This is a genomic window from Flavobacterium sp. N1736 (assembly GCF_025947065.1).
Taxonomy (GTDB): Bacteria; Bacteroidota; Bacteroidia; order Flavobacteriales; family Flavobacteriaceae; genus Flavobacterium.
Window position 1 is genome coordinate 1,132,373 of the sequence record NZ_CP109994.1, and the last position, 16,856, is coordinate 1,149,228.

The 16,856-nt window shown below is 34.9% G+C and carries 11 protein-coding genes; 7 read left to right on the plus strand and 4 right to left on the minus strand.

Features of this window, described 5'->3' with window-relative positions; translation table 11 throughout:
* Positions 1-8 precede the first annotated feature (8 nt).
* From xylA to OLM54_RS04965, 5 genes are all read left to right on the plus strand, one after another.
* Positions 9-1,334 (plus strand): xylose isomerase, encoded by a 1,326-nt coding sequence (xylA, locus tag OLM54_RS04945; RefSeq protein ID WP_264537491.1) that lies wholly within the window; start codon positions 9-11, stop codon positions 1,332-1,334.
* A 57-nt stretch (positions 1,335-1,391) separates the two neighbouring features.
* Positions 1,392-1,961, plus strand: a complete 570-nt coding sequence (locus OLM54_RS04950; protein WP_264537492.1) for a Crp/Fnr family transcriptional regulator — start codon at positions 1,392-1,394, stop codon at positions 1,959-1,961.
* Positions 1,962-2,120: 159 nt separating this feature from the next.
* Complete coding sequence (locus OLM54_RS04955) at positions 2,121-2,798, plus strand: type 1 glutamine amidotransferase domain-containing protein (RefSeq protein ID WP_264537493.1); 678 nt, start codon at positions 2,121-2,123, stop codon at positions 2,796-2,798.
* A gap of 5 nt (positions 2,799-2,803) precedes the next feature.
* The gene (locus OLM54_RS04960) at positions 2,804-3,112 is read left to right on the plus strand and encodes a putative quinol monooxygenase (RefSeq protein WP_264537494.1); all 309 of its coding nucleotides are present in this window, start codon (positions 2,804-2,806) and stop codon (positions 3,110-3,112) included.
* Positions 3,113-3,252: 140 nt separating this feature from the next.
* Positions 3,253-4,647 carry an aldehyde dehydrogenase family protein gene (locus tag OLM54_RS04965; RefSeq protein WP_264537495.1) on the plus strand — a complete coding sequence of 465 codons (1,395 nt, stop codon included), beginning with the start codon at positions 3,253-3,255 and terminating at the stop codon, positions 4,645-4,647.
* A gap of 87 nt (positions 4,648-4,734) precedes the next feature.
* On the opposite strand, the gene OLM54_RS04970 is transcribed toward OLM54_RS04965, so the two are convergent.
* Entirely contained in the window at positions 4,735-6,192 is a 1,458-nt protein-coding gene (locus OLM54_RS04970; protein ID WP_264537496.1) for an FAD-dependent oxidoreductase, read from the minus strand.
* Between the two features lie 109 nt (positions 6,193-6,301).
* Between OLM54_RS04970 and OLM54_RS04975 the strand changes: the two genes are divergently transcribed.
* Positions 6,302-6,919, plus strand: a complete 618-nt coding sequence (locus tag OLM54_RS04975) for a Crp/Fnr family transcriptional regulator (RefSeq protein WP_264537497.1) — start codon at positions 6,302-6,304, stop codon at positions 6,917-6,919.
* A gap of 64 nt (positions 6,920-6,983) precedes the next feature.
* On the plus strand, positions 6,984-7,706 hold the full coding sequence (locus OLM54_RS04980; RefSeq protein ID WP_264537498.1) for an SDR family oxidoreductase: 723 nt from the start codon (positions 6,984-6,986) through the stop codon (positions 7,704-7,706).
* A 177-nt stretch (positions 7,707-7,883) separates the two neighbouring features.
* Here OLM54_RS04980 and OLM54_RS04985 read toward each other — a convergent pair whose 3' ends face one another.
* The 3 genes from OLM54_RS04985 to OLM54_RS04995 all read right to left on the minus strand — a co-directional run bounded on the left by OLM54_RS04985 (position 7,884) and on the right by OLM54_RS04995 (position 16,492).
* On the minus strand, positions 7,884-8,351 hold the full coding sequence (locus tag OLM54_RS04985; protein ID WP_264537499.1) for a hypothetical protein: 468 nt from the start codon (positions 8,349-8,351) through the stop codon (positions 7,884-7,886).
* Positions 8,323-12,336 carry a DUF6443 domain-containing protein gene (locus OLM54_RS04990; RefSeq protein WP_264537500.1) on the minus strand — a complete coding sequence of 1,338 codons (4,014 nt, stop codon included), beginning with the start codon at positions 12,334-12,336 and terminating at the stop codon, positions 8,323-8,325. Before OLM54_RS04990 ends, OLM54_RS04985 begins: the two co-directional genes overlap by 29 nt.
* A gap of 202 nt (positions 12,337-12,538) precedes the next feature.
* Positions 12,539-16,492 carry a DUF5977 domain-containing protein gene (locus OLM54_RS04995; RefSeq protein WP_264537501.1) on the minus strand — a complete coding sequence of 1,318 codons (3,954 nt, stop codon included), beginning with the start codon at positions 16,490-16,492 and terminating at the stop codon, positions 12,539-12,541.
* Between the last annotated feature and the right edge of the window lie 364 nt (positions 16,493-16,856).

The following is a 16,856-nucleotide window of genomic DNA, read 5'->3' on the forward strand; positions in this document are numbered from 1 at the left end:
GAGGGGAGATGGTAGTTTTAGGAGATAAAGAATATTACAAAGGAATTGGCAGGATTAATTTTGAAGGAAAAGATTCAGATAATCCATTAGCGTTTCGATACTATAATCCGGAGCAGATTGTAGCAGGAAAAACAATGCAGGAGCATTTTAAATTTGCAGTGGCATATTGGCACAGCTTTGGGGGCAACGGAGCCGATCTTTTTGGTCCGGCAACCCAAAATTTTACCTGGAATGAATTTAAAGAGCCCATTCAGGCGGCGAAAAACAGGGCAGATGCTGCATTTGAATTTATAAGTAAAATGGGATTTGATTATTTCTGTTTTCATGATTATGATCTGGTTCAGGAAGGACAAAATTTTATACAGTCAGAGTTGCGATTGGCGACAATGACCGAATATATAAAAGAAAAAAAAGCTGCTTCGGGAATTAAGGTTTTGTGGGGAAGCGCCAATTGCTTTTCTAATCCGCGTTATATGAACGGAGCCGCAACAAATCCTGATTTTAAAGTATTGGCAAGAGCCGCGGCTCAGGTAAAATTAGCTTTAGATACCACAATTGCTTTAGATGGTGAAAATTATGTTTTTTGGGGAGCACGTGAGGGATATTTAAGTTTACTGAATACAGATATGAAGCGCGAGCTGGATCATATGGGACAATTTTTAGCCAAAGCCAGAGATTATGCCAGAGGACAAGGCTTTAAAGGAAACTTTTTAATTGAGCCAAAACCAATGGAACCGTCCAAACATCAATATGATTTTGATTGTGCTACAACGATTAGCTTTTTGCGTCAATATGGTTTAGAAAAAGATTTTAAAATAAATATCGAAGTAAATCACGCCACATTAGCACAGCACACTTTTGAGCATGAACTTGAAGTAGCCGCCATGTCCGGAATGTTGGGCAGTATTGATGCCAATAGGGGAGATCAGCTTAGTGGCTGGGATACAAGCCAGTTTCCAAACAACATTCAGGATGTTACAGAAGCGATGTTGGTTTTTCTAAAAGCCGGAGGTCTTCAGGGCGGCGGCGTAAATTTTGATGCTAAAATAAGGCGAAATTCTACCGATATCGAGGATCTTTTTCTGGCACATATTGGCGGAGCGGATATCTTTGCAAGAGCTTTATTGACTGCAGATAAAATTATAACATCTTCACCTTATGAAAGTCTGCGAGAACAACGTTACAGCTCTTTTGACAGTGGAAAAGGAAAAGAATTTGAAGAAGGAAAATTAAACTTTAAAGATCTCTATGATATTGCAAAAGAAAATGGCGAGATCGAATTACAAAGCGGAAAACAAGAACTTTTTGAGAATATTATAAACCGATATATATAATTTGAATGTTTCGAAACAACGATAAATCTTTTATCTTTGATTTGGCAAACACAGATTATGGAAAAGCTTAGAAAACATATTGAAGAAATAATACCTATTAATGATGAAGAGTTTGAGTCGATTAAACCCTTTTTCACGATAAGAAAGGTATTAAAAAATCAATATTTAGTTCAGCAAGGAGATGATGCAAAATATGAATACATCATTATGAGCGGTATTTTCAGGGTTTTTTATCTTGATGAAGACGGAAAAGAGCACATCGTACAATTCGCTACCGAAAATTGGTGGATGTCTGATTACATTTCTTATTTCAACCAAAAACCGGCAAATATGTATGTGGTTTGTATGGAAGCAGGAGAAGTTTTGTGCCTTACACTTGAAGGAAGGGAACAACTCTCGGTTGCGCTTCATAAAATGGAACACTTTTTTAGAATAAAACTGACCAAAGGTTTCATTGCACTTCAACAAAGGATTATTTCGTTACTTTCTAATAAACCGCAGCAGCGTTATAAAGAATTTGCAGCTCTTTATCCGGATCTAATGCAAAAAATTCCCAAGAAATATATTGCCGAATATCTGGGCGTTAGCCGCGAAACCCTAAGCAGGCTTTACTCTCACAATAAATAACAAACATTCTAATACTCAAAGTGTGATTTTCGTCACACTTTTTTTGTGACTTCGCTCCTCGTATTGAGGAGGCGTGCTGGTATAAATTTGTCCTGTAAATAATTGTTAACCAATACAATTTACAGTAAACAAAAAATCAACACTTAAAAATGAATCACCATGAAAAAGAGAATCTTAATTATTGTATCCAATGCCAATACAATTGGACCAAACAACAGAAGAACAGGAAATTTTCTTCCTGAAGTAGCGCACCCTTATGCTGAATTTGACAGAGCCAATTACCAAATAGACTTTGCCAGCTTAACCGGAGATACACCTTATTTAGACGCGCTTAATTTGGCAAATGATCCTGATAATCTTGCTTTTTTAATAGGTAAAGGTTGGGAAACTATGCAAAAAGCTGTTAAATTATCAAACGTTGATGTTAGTAATTATGATGCCATTTTTGTTCCCGGCGGATTAGCACCAATGGTTGATATGCCGGAAAATGAACTTTTGAAAAAAGTGATTAAAGAAACCTACGAACGAAATGCAGTTGTTGGAGCTGTTTGTCACGGTCCTGTATCATTATTAAATGTAAAATTAAGCAACGGATCTTATTTGGTAAATGGTAAAAACATCACATCATTTACAGACGAAGAAGAAAGAGGCTACGCTATTGCCGATGTGCCTTTCTTGCTCGAAACTGCACTAACAGAACAAGGCGCAAAATTTCACGCCGCAGCCGTATGGTCAGCGCACAGTATTGCAGATGGTAATTTGGTTACAGGTCAAAATCCTGCTTCCGCAAAAGGTGTAGCCGAGAAAATGATTGCTGTTTTAGAAGCTAAAAAGTAATTGTCATGGAAAATCAAAATCCAATACATGTTTTTGCAACATGGAAAGTAAAAGAAGGTCAGATTGAAAACGTTTTAAACTTGCTAAAAACAGTACATGATGAAAGCATAAAAGAAACGGGAAATCTGTTTTATAAAATTCACCAAAGTAATTCAGATGAAAATACGCTAATATTATTTGAAGGATATACCAATGAAGCGGCAATCGCAGATCATAGAAATTCGCCTCATTTTCAGGATATAGTTTTACAAAAAATTGTTCCTTTATTAGAAAACAGAGAAATTGTTTTAACGACACCTTTAGTGTATTTATAAGACCGGAAATAACCAAATATTGTGTTAATAATACATTGTAGTCATCGATAATTTGATTAAATTTAAAGAACTAAATCATAAAATAGTGCTGTAAAACAAGTAATACAGAACATGATTTTAAGCACATATTAAAAAACATTATGGAAAAGACTGCAAAAATAATATTCCCATACGATCAGAGTATAGTAAAAGAACTGCCGTTAATCAGCAAAAATGATATTGAGAAAATATTAAATACTGCCCAAAATTTATTTGACGATCAATCGAATTGGCTTCCGGCTTATAAAAGAATTGAGATACTCGAAAAAGCAGCTTCAATAATGAATGACAGGAGCGAAGAACTAATACATTTGGCTATAAGCGAAGGCGGAAAACCGTATAAAGATTCAAAAGCAGAAATATTCAGAGCAATAAAAGGAGTAAAGCTTGCTGCGGAACATATCGCACAAATAAAAGGCGAACAAATCCCGATGGGACTTACAGATGCTTCGTTAAACAGGATTGCGTTTACTTCAAAAGAACCTATTGGTGTTGTTGTCGCTGTTAGTGCTTTCAATCATCCGTTAAATTTGGCTGTGCATCAAATTGCTACAGCTATTGCGGCAGGTTGTCCGGTTGTATTTAAACCGTCGAGCAATACGCCATTATCCGGTCTTGCACTTGCAGATATTTTAAAAGAAGCAGGTTTGCCTTCGGGATGGCTTCAGGTTGTACTTTGTGATAATGAAACATCAGAATTACTGGTGACAGATTCAAGAATAAATTTTCTCACTTTTATTGGATCTGCAAAAGTAGGCTGGTATTTAAAAAGCAAATTACCTCCGGGAACAAGATGTGCCTTAGAACATGGCGGAGCTGCACCCGTAATTGTTGAAAGTGATGCTGATTTTAGCGAAATGATTCCTGATTTGGTAAAAGGAGGTTTTTATCACGCGGGTCAGGTTTGTGTTTCGGTTCAGAAAGTGTATGTAAACGAGGAAATTTGTGATCGTTTTGTTGAGGAGTTTTCTGAGGCAACAAAAAAACTAATTGTCGGAAACCCATTTGATGAAACAACAGATGTAGGTTCACTTATTACACCAAAAGAATTGATTCGTGTCGAAGAATGGGTTAATGAAGCGATTAAAAAAGGCGCTAAACTAATTACCGGTGGAAAAAGAATTTCAGAAACTTGTTTTGAACCCACCGTTTTGTTCAATCCATCAGAAGATTCTAAAGTATCAACCAATGAAATTTTTGGACCCGTAGTATGTATTTATTCTTATACAAATAGGGAAGAAGCCATAAAAAGAGCAAACGCCTTAGATGTTCATTTTCAGGCAGCTGTATTTACAAAAAATATAGATATTGCTTTGGAAACTGCAAAAAAATTAAATGCTACGGCTGTAATGATTAATGATCATACGGCGTTTAGAGTCGATTGGATGCCGTTTGGCGGAAGAGATTCTTCGGGAATAGGAATGGGTGGAATCTCATACACGATAAACGAAATGACAAGAGAAAAATTAACCGTTTTTAAAAGCAAGAATATATAATTATGCTGTTTTAGAAGAATTAAAAATCCCTATATAGTAATGTTTAGGGATTTTTTTTGGAATAAAGTGAGATGATAAATACAAAATTTATTCAGAATCTTTTTTCTTTAAATAACGCCCTCTTGGTTCATCGCCTTCACGAAGAACAATTTCAGAATGTAGAAACTGTGCGGCTTCTGCTGAATCTTTTACTTTTACAGCGCTGCGTTTTAGCATTTCTGACTCAAATTCGGTTAATACACGTTCTCTTAATCCGGCTTTTTTCCATTGCGATAAAGGTTTGCATCCTTTTGAAATTCCGCGAGCCAGCGTAAGCGCATCCAAAAGTGCCTGATTTGCACCTTGCCCTTTAAACGGACTCATTGGGTGAGCCGCATCGCCGATAAGCGTTATTTTCCCGCCTTTCTCCAACAAATCAGACTCGAGTAATTCGCGGTCATATACAGGATATCCTGAAATCTGAGTTTCTAAAGTCGCGGCTAATATCTGAGGAATTGGATCGTGCCACTGCGTTCTGCGGCAAGCTTCTTCTTTAAGTGCCTGAGGTCCTTTTGCACTCAACATTTTTGCCTCATTTTCAGGCATCGGAAAACTAAGCTGCCACATGACAGAATCTGATGTAAAAGGCATGATATAGATTCGTTCATTGCCATTTGCAGTTTGAAATACCGTCGCTGAATCTAATAAAGAACTACTAACATCTTCGAGAGCATTTAACGGGCAAATCCCTAATATTACAATACAATCGAGATAACGTAAAGGCGTAACATCTTCACCAATTAATAATTTACGTACAGAACTGCGAATTCCATCAGCGCCAACTACAAGATCTGCTTTAGCGTTTTTAATTTCGCCGTTAACTTCAAAACGTAAATCAATATCTTCATTATCAGATTGCTTAAAATCTACTAATTGATGTCCCCATTGTACAGTATCATGTCTGCCCAGTTGTTCCAGCAAAGCTAAACGCAAAGATTGTCGCGCGATATGAATGTTTGTGCGCCTGGGCGAAGTTTTCAAATCAGACTGCATCCATTTTCTGATTCCCCATTCGCCAATCACTTTTCCTTCGGTAGTATGAACGATATGTTTTGTTGAGATAACACCTTCTTCAAGTGAGAAAATCCCCAATCCTTCAATTGCTTTACTGGCTTGCTGCAAAGTAAGTCCGTAGCCTTGAGATCGGGCGTTAAAGTTATTGTCACGTTCATAAATTGTAAAAGGAATTCCGCGGTGTAAACAAGCCACAGCAAGAGCAACGCCACCTATTCCGGCACCAATAATAGCTACGTGCGGGTAATTTTCGGTATCGGCAATTGGAGGATTATCAGAAGAAAGCAATCCTGATCCTGAACATTTCAAACACGAATTTAAGTGCGCTTTAGGACGAACGGGAGGTGTTCCTTCGTTCTTTATTTGAAATTGATCAAGCGCGATTTGATAGTGAAGCCGTACTTTTTTGCTAAGCCGTTGACTTTTTTTGCCTTGTCCCTGACATTCCGGACAAATAGCCCAGCTTGTTCTTTCATTTTCCACTTTTTCCAATTGCTCTTTGTTTAACTCGTTTTGCCGTGTGCAAATTTAACGTAAAAGATGCCAAGTGCAAAATGGTAATAAATCTGCTATCTTTGATAGGGTAAAGTGAATACTAAAAATGCTTAAAAAAGACTGTAATAATACGTTTGAACCGCTTCTTAATTATTTAGAACTTTTTCAAAAAATACCTGCGGAAGATAAAAAAAGTATTGAACAAAGTTTAGAATACAGAACTGTAAAAGAAGGTGAGGTTTTACTTGAAGAAGGAAAAATTGCAAACGAAATATTTTTTGTTTGCAAAGGTGTATTAAAAATAGCGAGTATTACTGATAAAGGAAATGAAGTTGTTCATTTCTTTTTTGGTGAAGATCAGTTTTGTACTATTTTAAAAAGCTTTACAGAAAATATCCATTCAACAGATCGAATTCAGGCAGCTTGTCATGCAGAAGTAATTGTTTTACAAAGAAATAAACTAGATTCTTTGTATGTTGATTTACCTTATTTTAAAAAAATGTTGGATACTATATTTCAACAGGCTTTGCTTCATAAAGTAGAATTGCGCAATTTTTATCTTGGTGAAGATGCTACTTCACGTTATCAAAAATTTATTGTGCGACAATCCAATATCGCATCGAGAGTTTCACAAACTGATATTGCCTCTTATCTTGGCATCGCAAAACAATCTTTAAGCAGAATTAAAAAAATACGCTCTAATTTGCTTTTTAACAATTGTTAAATCCTTTCGGTATCTCGCTTTCTACTTTTGTTCGACGAAATAGTCAAAACATTAAAAGTAAAAAATGGAAAATCTAAAAGGCAAAAAAGTAGTAATTATTGGCGGAAGTTCAGGAATTGGTCTGGCTACGGCAAAATCTGTTGTTTCAAAAGGCGGCAATGTAATCATTGTTTCAAGTAATCAAAACCGAATAGATAAAGCTTTGGAAAAATTAGGAGCTGAAAATATTGGATATGCGGTTGATGTAACGAATGAAATACAGGTGAAAAACCTATTTGAAAAAATTGGTTCATTTGATCATTTGGTTTTTACAGCCGGAGAAAATCTTATTCTTTCAAATGTTGCGGATATTACTTTAGAAGATGCTAAAAATTATTTTAATATCCGTTATTGGGGCGCTTTTACAGCTGTAAAATATGCTGCGCCATTTATCAAATCTACAGGTTCTATTGTCTTAACGAGTGGTATTGCAAGTAACAGACCTAATAAAGGATGGGCATTAGGAGCAAGTATTTGTGCTGCTATGGAAGGTTTTACAAGAGCAATGGCAATGGAACTTGCGCCAATACGAGTAAATATTGTTTCTCCCGGAGTTGTAAAAACAGAACTTTGGGGCGGTATGTCACAAAGCGACAGAGAAGCAATGTATACCACCATTGGAAATGCATTACCGTTAAAACGTGTAGGTGAAGCAGAAGATATTGCTAAAACATTTGTGTATTTATTAGAACAGGAATATGGAACGGGGCAAACATTAATTATTGATGGCGGTACTTCTTTGGTGTAGTTTGCTGTATATTCAATTTGAAGTTTCTTAAAAATATAAAGGGATGAGTATTGGACTCATCCCTTTAAAAGTGGTTTTATTTAATAAATAATGATACTAATATCCAGGGTTTCGAAAAATGAAAAACATGTTATTAATACATTCTCCAATTATTTTTTCCTTCCTTGGTAACTGCATTTATTTGTATGGGTTACTTGCTGAAATTGTATCAATTAATGTTGAGCCACAGGGCAGTTTGTTGTAGTTGAAATATTGTATTTCTTTAAATTTATCTCTTTTCGTTTTACTTTTTAAACCTTTTTTTATAATTGTTACCCATAATCCAGGTGAATCTACATCTGGCGTTAATGAGCAATAGTGATCTAAACTATCTACAACAATATTATAGCCTGAAGGTTTATCTTTAAAATTAATTATTTGACTCCCTTTTATTGTGTCTTTCAACTCCAAAACATAATATTTTGTTTGATTATTTTTCATCATTACGGATTCAATTATATAATCATCCGATAAAACCCGGATCGTTTTATCTCTATAGTTTATTTCTATTTTTTCTCCATTAAACTGGAAACAGCTTCCAAAATGAAAACATATAATGATGAGAAAAACTATTTTTTTAATATCCATATTTTTTGGTAATTTCATCTTGTTCATCTGTTGCATCTTGTATAATTTTATTATAATAATTAATGTATCGATTGTAGAATTTTTGAACACCTGGCGTCATTTTTACTTTGGTTATTTCTTTCGAAATATTTGAGAGTCTTGAATTAGCATAAGAAATACGATCGTTCAAAATAACATCTCTTCTGAATCTTGCTCCTGTACTCTGTAAAAATTGAGCTTTTTGATTATTTGTCAATCCACCATTTTTAAAAATTTCCATGACCTCACCTTTTTTATAAGCAAGTAGTTTGTCTGCATAATCTATTGCATGATCATCACTTCCGTTTTTAAAAGCTTTTGCTTCTGTATCAATATTTTCATAACCTGTAATGCCTTGCATGGCATATTTAATATAAAATGAAGGTCCTTGATTTTCAAAATCTTCTCTATGGCTTTGCTCATGAGCGATTAATCCAAACCATTCATCATCATTTCGACTGCCTTTGCCATTATTATAGCCTCCGTCATGAGCTACCGCATATCCTTTAGTAGTTGCTGATATATTACTACCCATTAATCTATACCAGGCAACAACTCTTGGATCTGACCATAAAACCCAACTTGTTTCTTCTAAAGATGAGATTGAGTAGCCATATGCAGCATTTAATAATGAGACCATTCCTGAGGTCAATCTACCATTATCAATCATAAATTTAGGTTCCATTCCTTCTAATTCTTTAGAAACAACAACTAAGTTCCCACTAAATACATAAGGCGACCATTGAGGAAAATCGGGAGCCAAGGGATCGACAGACATAAACCTGCCAATAGCCGGGTCATAATTTCTCCACTTTAGATTGTCCCAATTCAATCCCAGTTCGTCTTGTCGTTCCTGACCTTGAAACTTATATTTTTGTGCAGTCGAATTTCCTTTGCCAAGTATTGTTCCATTATTATATCCTTTTTGTTTTAAACCAAATGGGTAATAACTATTTTCTTCAATAATTTCATTAATTGAAATACTTCCATTGTTATCTTTATCACCATAGCTCAATCTAACATTTTCCAAATGATCTCTATATTGGTAAATATAATCATAAGTTTCATTATTATTAGTGATATAACCTTCTGGCTGTGATAGAAACTTTAAGTTATTATTTTCATAAATAAAACCTCCTGCATAATCAGTAGTGATTCCGTTTACTATTTTCTGCTGTTTTACACCGGTGGCATCATATTTATAATCAATAACACCTGTGTTTAAAGTTATTTTTGAAGGTAAATTTAGGTGGTTGTATGTTATATCGGTTATGCCTTTATTGGTATCGCCAATCATATTTCCGTTATTATCGTATTTATAGTCGTTCTCAGTATCTGCAGTCTGGTTTACGGCATCATCTTTAAAGCCATATTGATCAATTGGAGCTGCATCTGCTACTTTCATGAGTTTATTTCCGGAATCATAAGTATAAGTTAAGTCATCCATAACACCAAAATGAGCTGCTACATTAATATTAGGTACTATAGGATCACCAACAACTTCTCCCATACGTTTGAGATAAGTGATATTTCCATTTTTATCATATTTCATGGTTTCACTAAACTTGCCTAAATTATCAGTGGCATCTACTAATCTATTCAGATTATCATAAGAATAATTATAATTTTTTAAGCTTGTATCTTCATTAGCAGTTTTCCAGAATACCTGACTGATATTTCCATTATATAATGCTTTTCCCGAAGAAGGATTGTTATAATTAATCTGAAAACCAAATAAATCTCCGGCACCCATTGTAATGCTTGCATTATTGGTATCTGAATCGTTTATAGCTTTTAGCCAGCCACGAATATTATAGGTAAAATCTATAGTCTGTAAACGCGATTGGCTAATTTTTCCACCAACGCCTTTAGTAATTAATTGTCCTAAATCATCATAAGAATTGGATACTATAATTTCAGGAGTCTGGGTGTTTATTTTTTGTTGTTGTGTAAGTTGTCTTCCTGTATTATCGTATGTAAAGGTATCAACTATTGTAAGAATTGCATTGGTCCCTTTTTGATGTGTACTGGTTGTTTCGAGAACTTTTCCTGTAAAATCAAACTGACTTTTTACGGTACTCTCTATATTGAGAAAATTATTTTTATTATAGTTGTAAATAGTTCTCGATTTATTGTCATAGTAAATGACATTTGTTATCCAGTTAGCAGTTTCTAAAACCCGAATTTTAAAGCAAGTATTTAAACCTTGTGCATTACTAATGGGCGTTACTCCATATGAGACCGCATTTGCTGCAATACCATTTTCTAAATTTATATTCAGATAATCATCATAATAATTGATCGTAAATAAATCAATTCCTGAATTAGGAAAAGCGACATTGGTATAATTTACACTTGTTCCTGAAATTGCTTGTGCTGTAGCTTGTCTGGTTTCGAACAGGGTAGTACCATTAGCCAAACTTTGCACATTGGCTCTGGTTATTTGGCTGTCATTAAAATATTCACCTGTATAAACAGGTCTGTTGAGTGCATCGTATTTGGTGAACAACCATTTTTTCTTGGCTCTTAAATTTGCATCTTGTGTTAAGACGGGCCTGTCAAGGATATCATAAACAATGTATTCCCAGTCTTTACCTGGTAATTTTTTCTCAACCAATCGATTTGCACCATCATATTTATATTGATAGCATAAATTGTCTAATACAGTATTTCCAGAGATAATTTTTGCACTGAAAGTGCTGCCTGCCTGTGCATGAAATCCATCAATTAGACGAATAGAATTGGTAGCTGTTAAATAAAGCGGGGCATTAGCTGAATTTATAACTGCTGTAGATATATCGTCAACAGGAATTTGAGTAATTACATTAGGGGCTTGTGGACTACAGTTTGTTGATAGTGGAAAAGAAAAAGTACCATTGAAACCAGTGGCAGTTCCACCAGTAATATAATTTAATTTAAGTTTACCGCCAATAATTACCACACTATAGTTTCCTGTACAAATAGTTCCCAAATACATATCAGGCAACATACAGGGAGTTGTAGGCAAATCTTGAGGAGTAGTGCTTAGCATTGATGGAGAAAAACCTCCACTAAAGGCTACTGTTAATGTATTGTTAGTAATATCTATATTAACGCCGCCGCCGCCGCTAGCGCCCGAAAAAACATTTTGATAAATATAAGTAGAAAAATTATTATACCCGGTTGTAATGATATTAGGATTAACCTGGCTTTGGGGAGGCAATACATAAGTTAAATTGCCAAAGTCGTCATATACATAATAAGTGTCGTGTTTTATACCGGTTTCATAAGTCCTTTTCAGAACTATCTGGTTTTGCTTATTTCTAAATTCTACTGTCGAACCGTTTATTTCATTCGGAGTTGCGGCTGTGTTTTCATCGTAGTTTATCGTTTTGTACAATTGGTTGGGTTCATAAAAAACAGTGCCATCATTGTTCCCTAAACTGGTGTTGTATATTTTTTTATCTGAATCCCAAGTTGTAATAACGGTGTATAATTTTACTTCTCCTGCGATATTAGATTGATAATCAAATTTTATTTCATGTCCTGAATTTAAGGCCCAATCGCTTAGGCTTCCCGGTGCTGCTTGTTTAAGTGGTCTGTTTAGAGGAGAGGCTTCAAATAATCTTTGGTTAAAGGGATTTTGACCAGCATATTGAGTGTAATTCTTAACATCTGTCAATGCCGTACTAATATAATTCAGCGACCCTGCGGAAGCAGAAACATACGGTAAATATTCTTTTTCCGAACGACCGAAGGCATCATATTCAATAGGTTTAACAATATCTTTTCCAGATCCTGACTGCAAATAGGCAATCTCTTGTAAAGGACGACCAAGACCATCAAAATAGGTTACATTTTGATTGGCTTGTGTAATTGTTGGTGCCGTAATTACAGTTTGGGAAGGAACTTTATAAATTGCACTTTTGATGTAATTCTCGGTTTGAGTCTGACATATGGCTACAATTGGAAATAAAACCAAAAACAGGTTTAATATTTTTCTCATATTCTTTTTTGTTATTGTTTATAGCAGTATTGATTTCGAGAAATCATTTGCATTTATTCTTGTAAATCTTACTGCCTAAATTAGATATCTTATGTATGTATTTTATAGTCTTTTCATAATAAAATAAAATTAAGCAGAAGAGAAAAGTCTTCAATGAAGCCTTATATAGATCGCATTTCTCTTAACCTCTTATTTATTTATATTAGTGACTATTCACATAAGCCTGTCCATTAGCATTAATATCATTTTGTGCCATTTGATTTGCAGCGGCTTGTGTATCTGCAGTATATGTACCTGCATGCACTGTGTAAGCAACTGGGCATGAGCAACTGGCTTTAATGAAATTTTGGCTCATTGTAACATTGCCAAAGGATTCTAAAGAGAAATTCCTACCATCAGATGTTGAATAAACTCCATATTTTGCAGTTACACTAATTGTATAAGTTCTACCTGCTGCAGGCAAAGTAATTACAGGAGAGGTTGTGCTTACCGAAGTTTGTCCACTATATTGATGATACGTTATATCATTCCAACTCACTACAAATTGATTTGAACCTTCAGGCGGAGTAAAACCAATAGTAATTGAAGTGCCTCCATTTTCTTGTATGTAGTTTAAGTACAATTTTGGAACACACACACCTTGGCCGCTTCCTAATGATTGGGCAAGGGCATTAGACTTGCTATCTGCTTCAGCTTGGGAAACTATAGAATAGTGCTCTGCTTCGGGAATTGTGATGGTAACAGGTATTCCAAAAGCATTAGACGCACATTGAGGATAAACGGATGCCACTGCTTTTTTGCTCAAAAAAATGTTGCAAGCACTTCGGGCTCCTGTCAGTCTATATTCATTTTTATTAAGAATGTTCTTGTCTCTATCCTTTGTTATAGAGAGTCTGTTCCATAAATCGTATTCATAGTATTTGATATTATTATTGGCACTGTTTTCTGAAATCATTCCAACAAAAGGTTTAAAGGTATAAGTTGACATCAATGATCCGGTAGGATACAGTCTTACTTCATCAATATTCAATCCGGCTACAGTTACGGTAGATGAGCCAGATACTGTCAGTTCATATTGACTATATGTTCCGGCTACAGCCTTAACCTGTGGTACTTGTCCATTTATTGTTATTGACGTACCTGTTTTACTCCATACAGAAACGATATAACTTTTTGCCGGATTTGTTGAAAAATTGACAGATCCATTTAATGAACGAAGGCCGGTTACGCCATCAGTTAAAATGGTGCCACTTCTTGTCCAGCCACCATCATCATCGGTTTCAAAGCTTGTGTAAGCAATATCTGCTGCGTCTGCGTTTTTAGCCTCAGCAACCGGATACGATTTTTCATAATTCCATAAATAAGCAACCGGTGCACCACCGTTTCTTTTTGCTTCTTTCAAATTCCCCTGATTATCGTATTTGTATGTCGTTTCATTCGTCAGCATTTGCTGTTTATATTCTTTTGTAGTAACAGGCTTAAATATTCCTGCATTAGTAACAGCAACAGAGCCTACTTGTTGAGAGATTGTTTCAAAAGCATTCATTAAAGTACTACCAGTATAATTCTCAACTTTTACCGGCTGGTCAATCTGATTTTGCAAGGTCATTTGCGAATATGTTGTTGCGGGTTGACCAGGAAAATTACCAGGTGTTAAAACAATATCCTGAGGATAAAAATATTTTTCTTGTAATAGCTGTCCTTTACTATTGTTTTTTGTTTTTGCTGACAGCTGATTATCTGCATTATAACTCATGTTGACGGTTTCTGTTATTTGTGCTGCACCTTCAAAACTGGTAGTTATCTGTGTTTTTAATAAATTTACCGACATTGGTACTTTATAAAAGTAGGCCGCACATGAAATATTGTCGCCACCGGGAATATATTGTCTTTCAACTAAACCTTCAACATAACCTTTATCAATTTTTTCATATCCGTACACAGTTTCTGCAATAGGAGATGCAGTGCCCGAAATGGTTTTGTAAATAACCTTTTTTATCAAAGCCCCGTTAGAATAATTGATAACATTGGGTATGTTAGATGTTGAAAAGTTTTTTTGAGAACGATTATATAAATAGTCAGGTCCTGTTATTTGATAAGAAGGCATTGACGGATTATATACCATACATGGAAGTTCGAATGTGCCACATCCGGGTTGTATGGCAAAGTGAAAACCAGAGTGTTGTTTTTCAACTTTATTTTCAAAAAAATCTTCTTCCTGAAGCTGCCCATTGACAAACTCTTTGACATTTGAATATCCAACAGGCGATCCTTGTGCGCTGCTGCCCAAACTGTAAGTACTATTTGAACTAACTCTTGTCACATATTTTTTTGAATTAACGAATCCTCCTTGCCCTCCCTGAGTATAAGTATACGAATAGTTTTCTTCATCGCTTCCATGAAATATCATTTGAAACATTAGTTTTCCGGTACTTATTCCATTATTGCTATAGTCATATCGAGTTTCTTTTACCTTGTCCGAATTACAATCATATGTAAAAATCTTTTTTATTCGTATCCCCCCGCCCTGAATATTTCCATAGTTTAAAGGGTAACTTGGATCAGCTGTATCATAACCTACAGGTGGACCAGTTAAATTTGATAGTCCCTGGACATTACTACTAGTAATTGAAGGCACATTTGAAAAATCGTTAGATTCATAAACAAATTTGGTAATCCCTCCGGTTGGATATGTAATTTGTGATAAGGCCCCAATAGCGGCATATTTTGCATCAACAGATCTGTCTGAAAATTTTGTTGCAATATCAGATGCATAACTTGGGTATAAATTAAACTCCTTTAGGTTAGGTACCAAAAATGGTACGTTGTTGGTTTTACCATTATAATATCCCCAATAATCCTGACTAAAAGCGTCTTTTTCCGGTAGGTTTGTTGTAACACCATCAACTTCAGAATTATAAGAAAAAGTATGTGTTTCAAATTGTCCCTGACTAAATTCACTAAATCGATACAGCCTTAGGCGTTTATTATATAAATCTCCACTGTTGGTACCGGCATCAAAATAATCCTGCCATAACATCAAGGTCTTAAAAATTGCACCATTATAACCAATAGCAATTTGTGATAATCTGCCGGCCTGCTGTGTTTGTGGGTCACAACGAATATCGGTTCGATCATTTATTTTGGTAAAATTTATAAGAAGACTTCCCAGTTTAATAGAACTGATAAGTTTTTGTGTAGTAATAAATTTTGTAATAATAAAAGGAGGTGTATTGGTGAAATATCCCAAAGATTCATTCTGAATATCAGCAGCAGGCTTTTTAACGGCCATAGTAATCGTCTGATTTCTGCTAAACGATACAACATCTTCGCTGGCATAACCAAACTCTATGATTTTCCCATTTGTCAGAACAATTTTTGAAAGATACCATGTAGTAGTATACTGGCGCTTTTTTGATGCGGGGTAATAAAAATAACTCTGATCAAATAGCTTTTTTCCAATAACTTCAGGCCCGTCTGTAGTCATGCTTTGTTGTAAATCCTTAACAGCATACTCATAAAAAACGCCATCTGGTGTAATGATACTGAATGTATTATCAGATGTGTTAAGAGTAACTTTTAATTTACTTTCACTACTTAATAGCTTAAGTGAATATATTTCACCACCCACGGTTGGTCGATCAATAATAAATTTACCTGAATAACTACCTGCTTGAAAATTAAAAATATCAGGCTCTCCATCCGGACCTATCTGACTCCCGAAATCATTCGGTTGTCCAATACCGTAATATGAATCATCTGTCTTGACGTACATTTCGGTTGTTCCATTTACAGCTTTCATAGGCACATATACACCATTGATTACCTGAGTATTAGCGGATAGTGCGCTGACAGCATTAGGATCTTTAAAAGGTTTAGCAGTTCTAAAGAAGCCTTTAACCTCAAAATCGTCCCGCCCTCTGATTACACGGGATATTTGTCCACCATAATTTAAAGACCAGCCTAGTCCTGTCCAGGAAGCTTCTTCTTCAATTTTGATTCCTCCGGCATGATAAGTAAGATTTATAGGCAGATTAAAGTTATTGCTGCTAATAGTATAAACAGGAATAGAAATACCTGGAATACCTGTGTATTTACTTACAGGTTGATCTCCATATTTCAAAAAAGCAGCCGTATTTGGACTATATGATACCAAATTAGGTCGAAAATCAAGAGTCTGATCCTGCGAAAAACCTTGAAAGGAAATAAATAGGAAGAAAAGAAATACACACGTTTTATAATAATTTGTAAATAAATCAATTAAAAAAAATAATTTTTGAGTAGAAGTTTTGTGCATATTTATTAGAAAAGTATTAAATTTTGTGATTTTTTGTAAGAAATCACAAGATTACAGAATAATTTTTTAAGTTTTACTTTGTTAAAGAATTAACTATTAACAATTTGTTTTTATACTGTTAATAAATATTTAACAGTTTAATTACGAAATATAAAAAAGTAAAAACATACTGTAATACAAGCAACAAATTAAATAAACCAATGTTAAGAATCTGGAAGCTCTA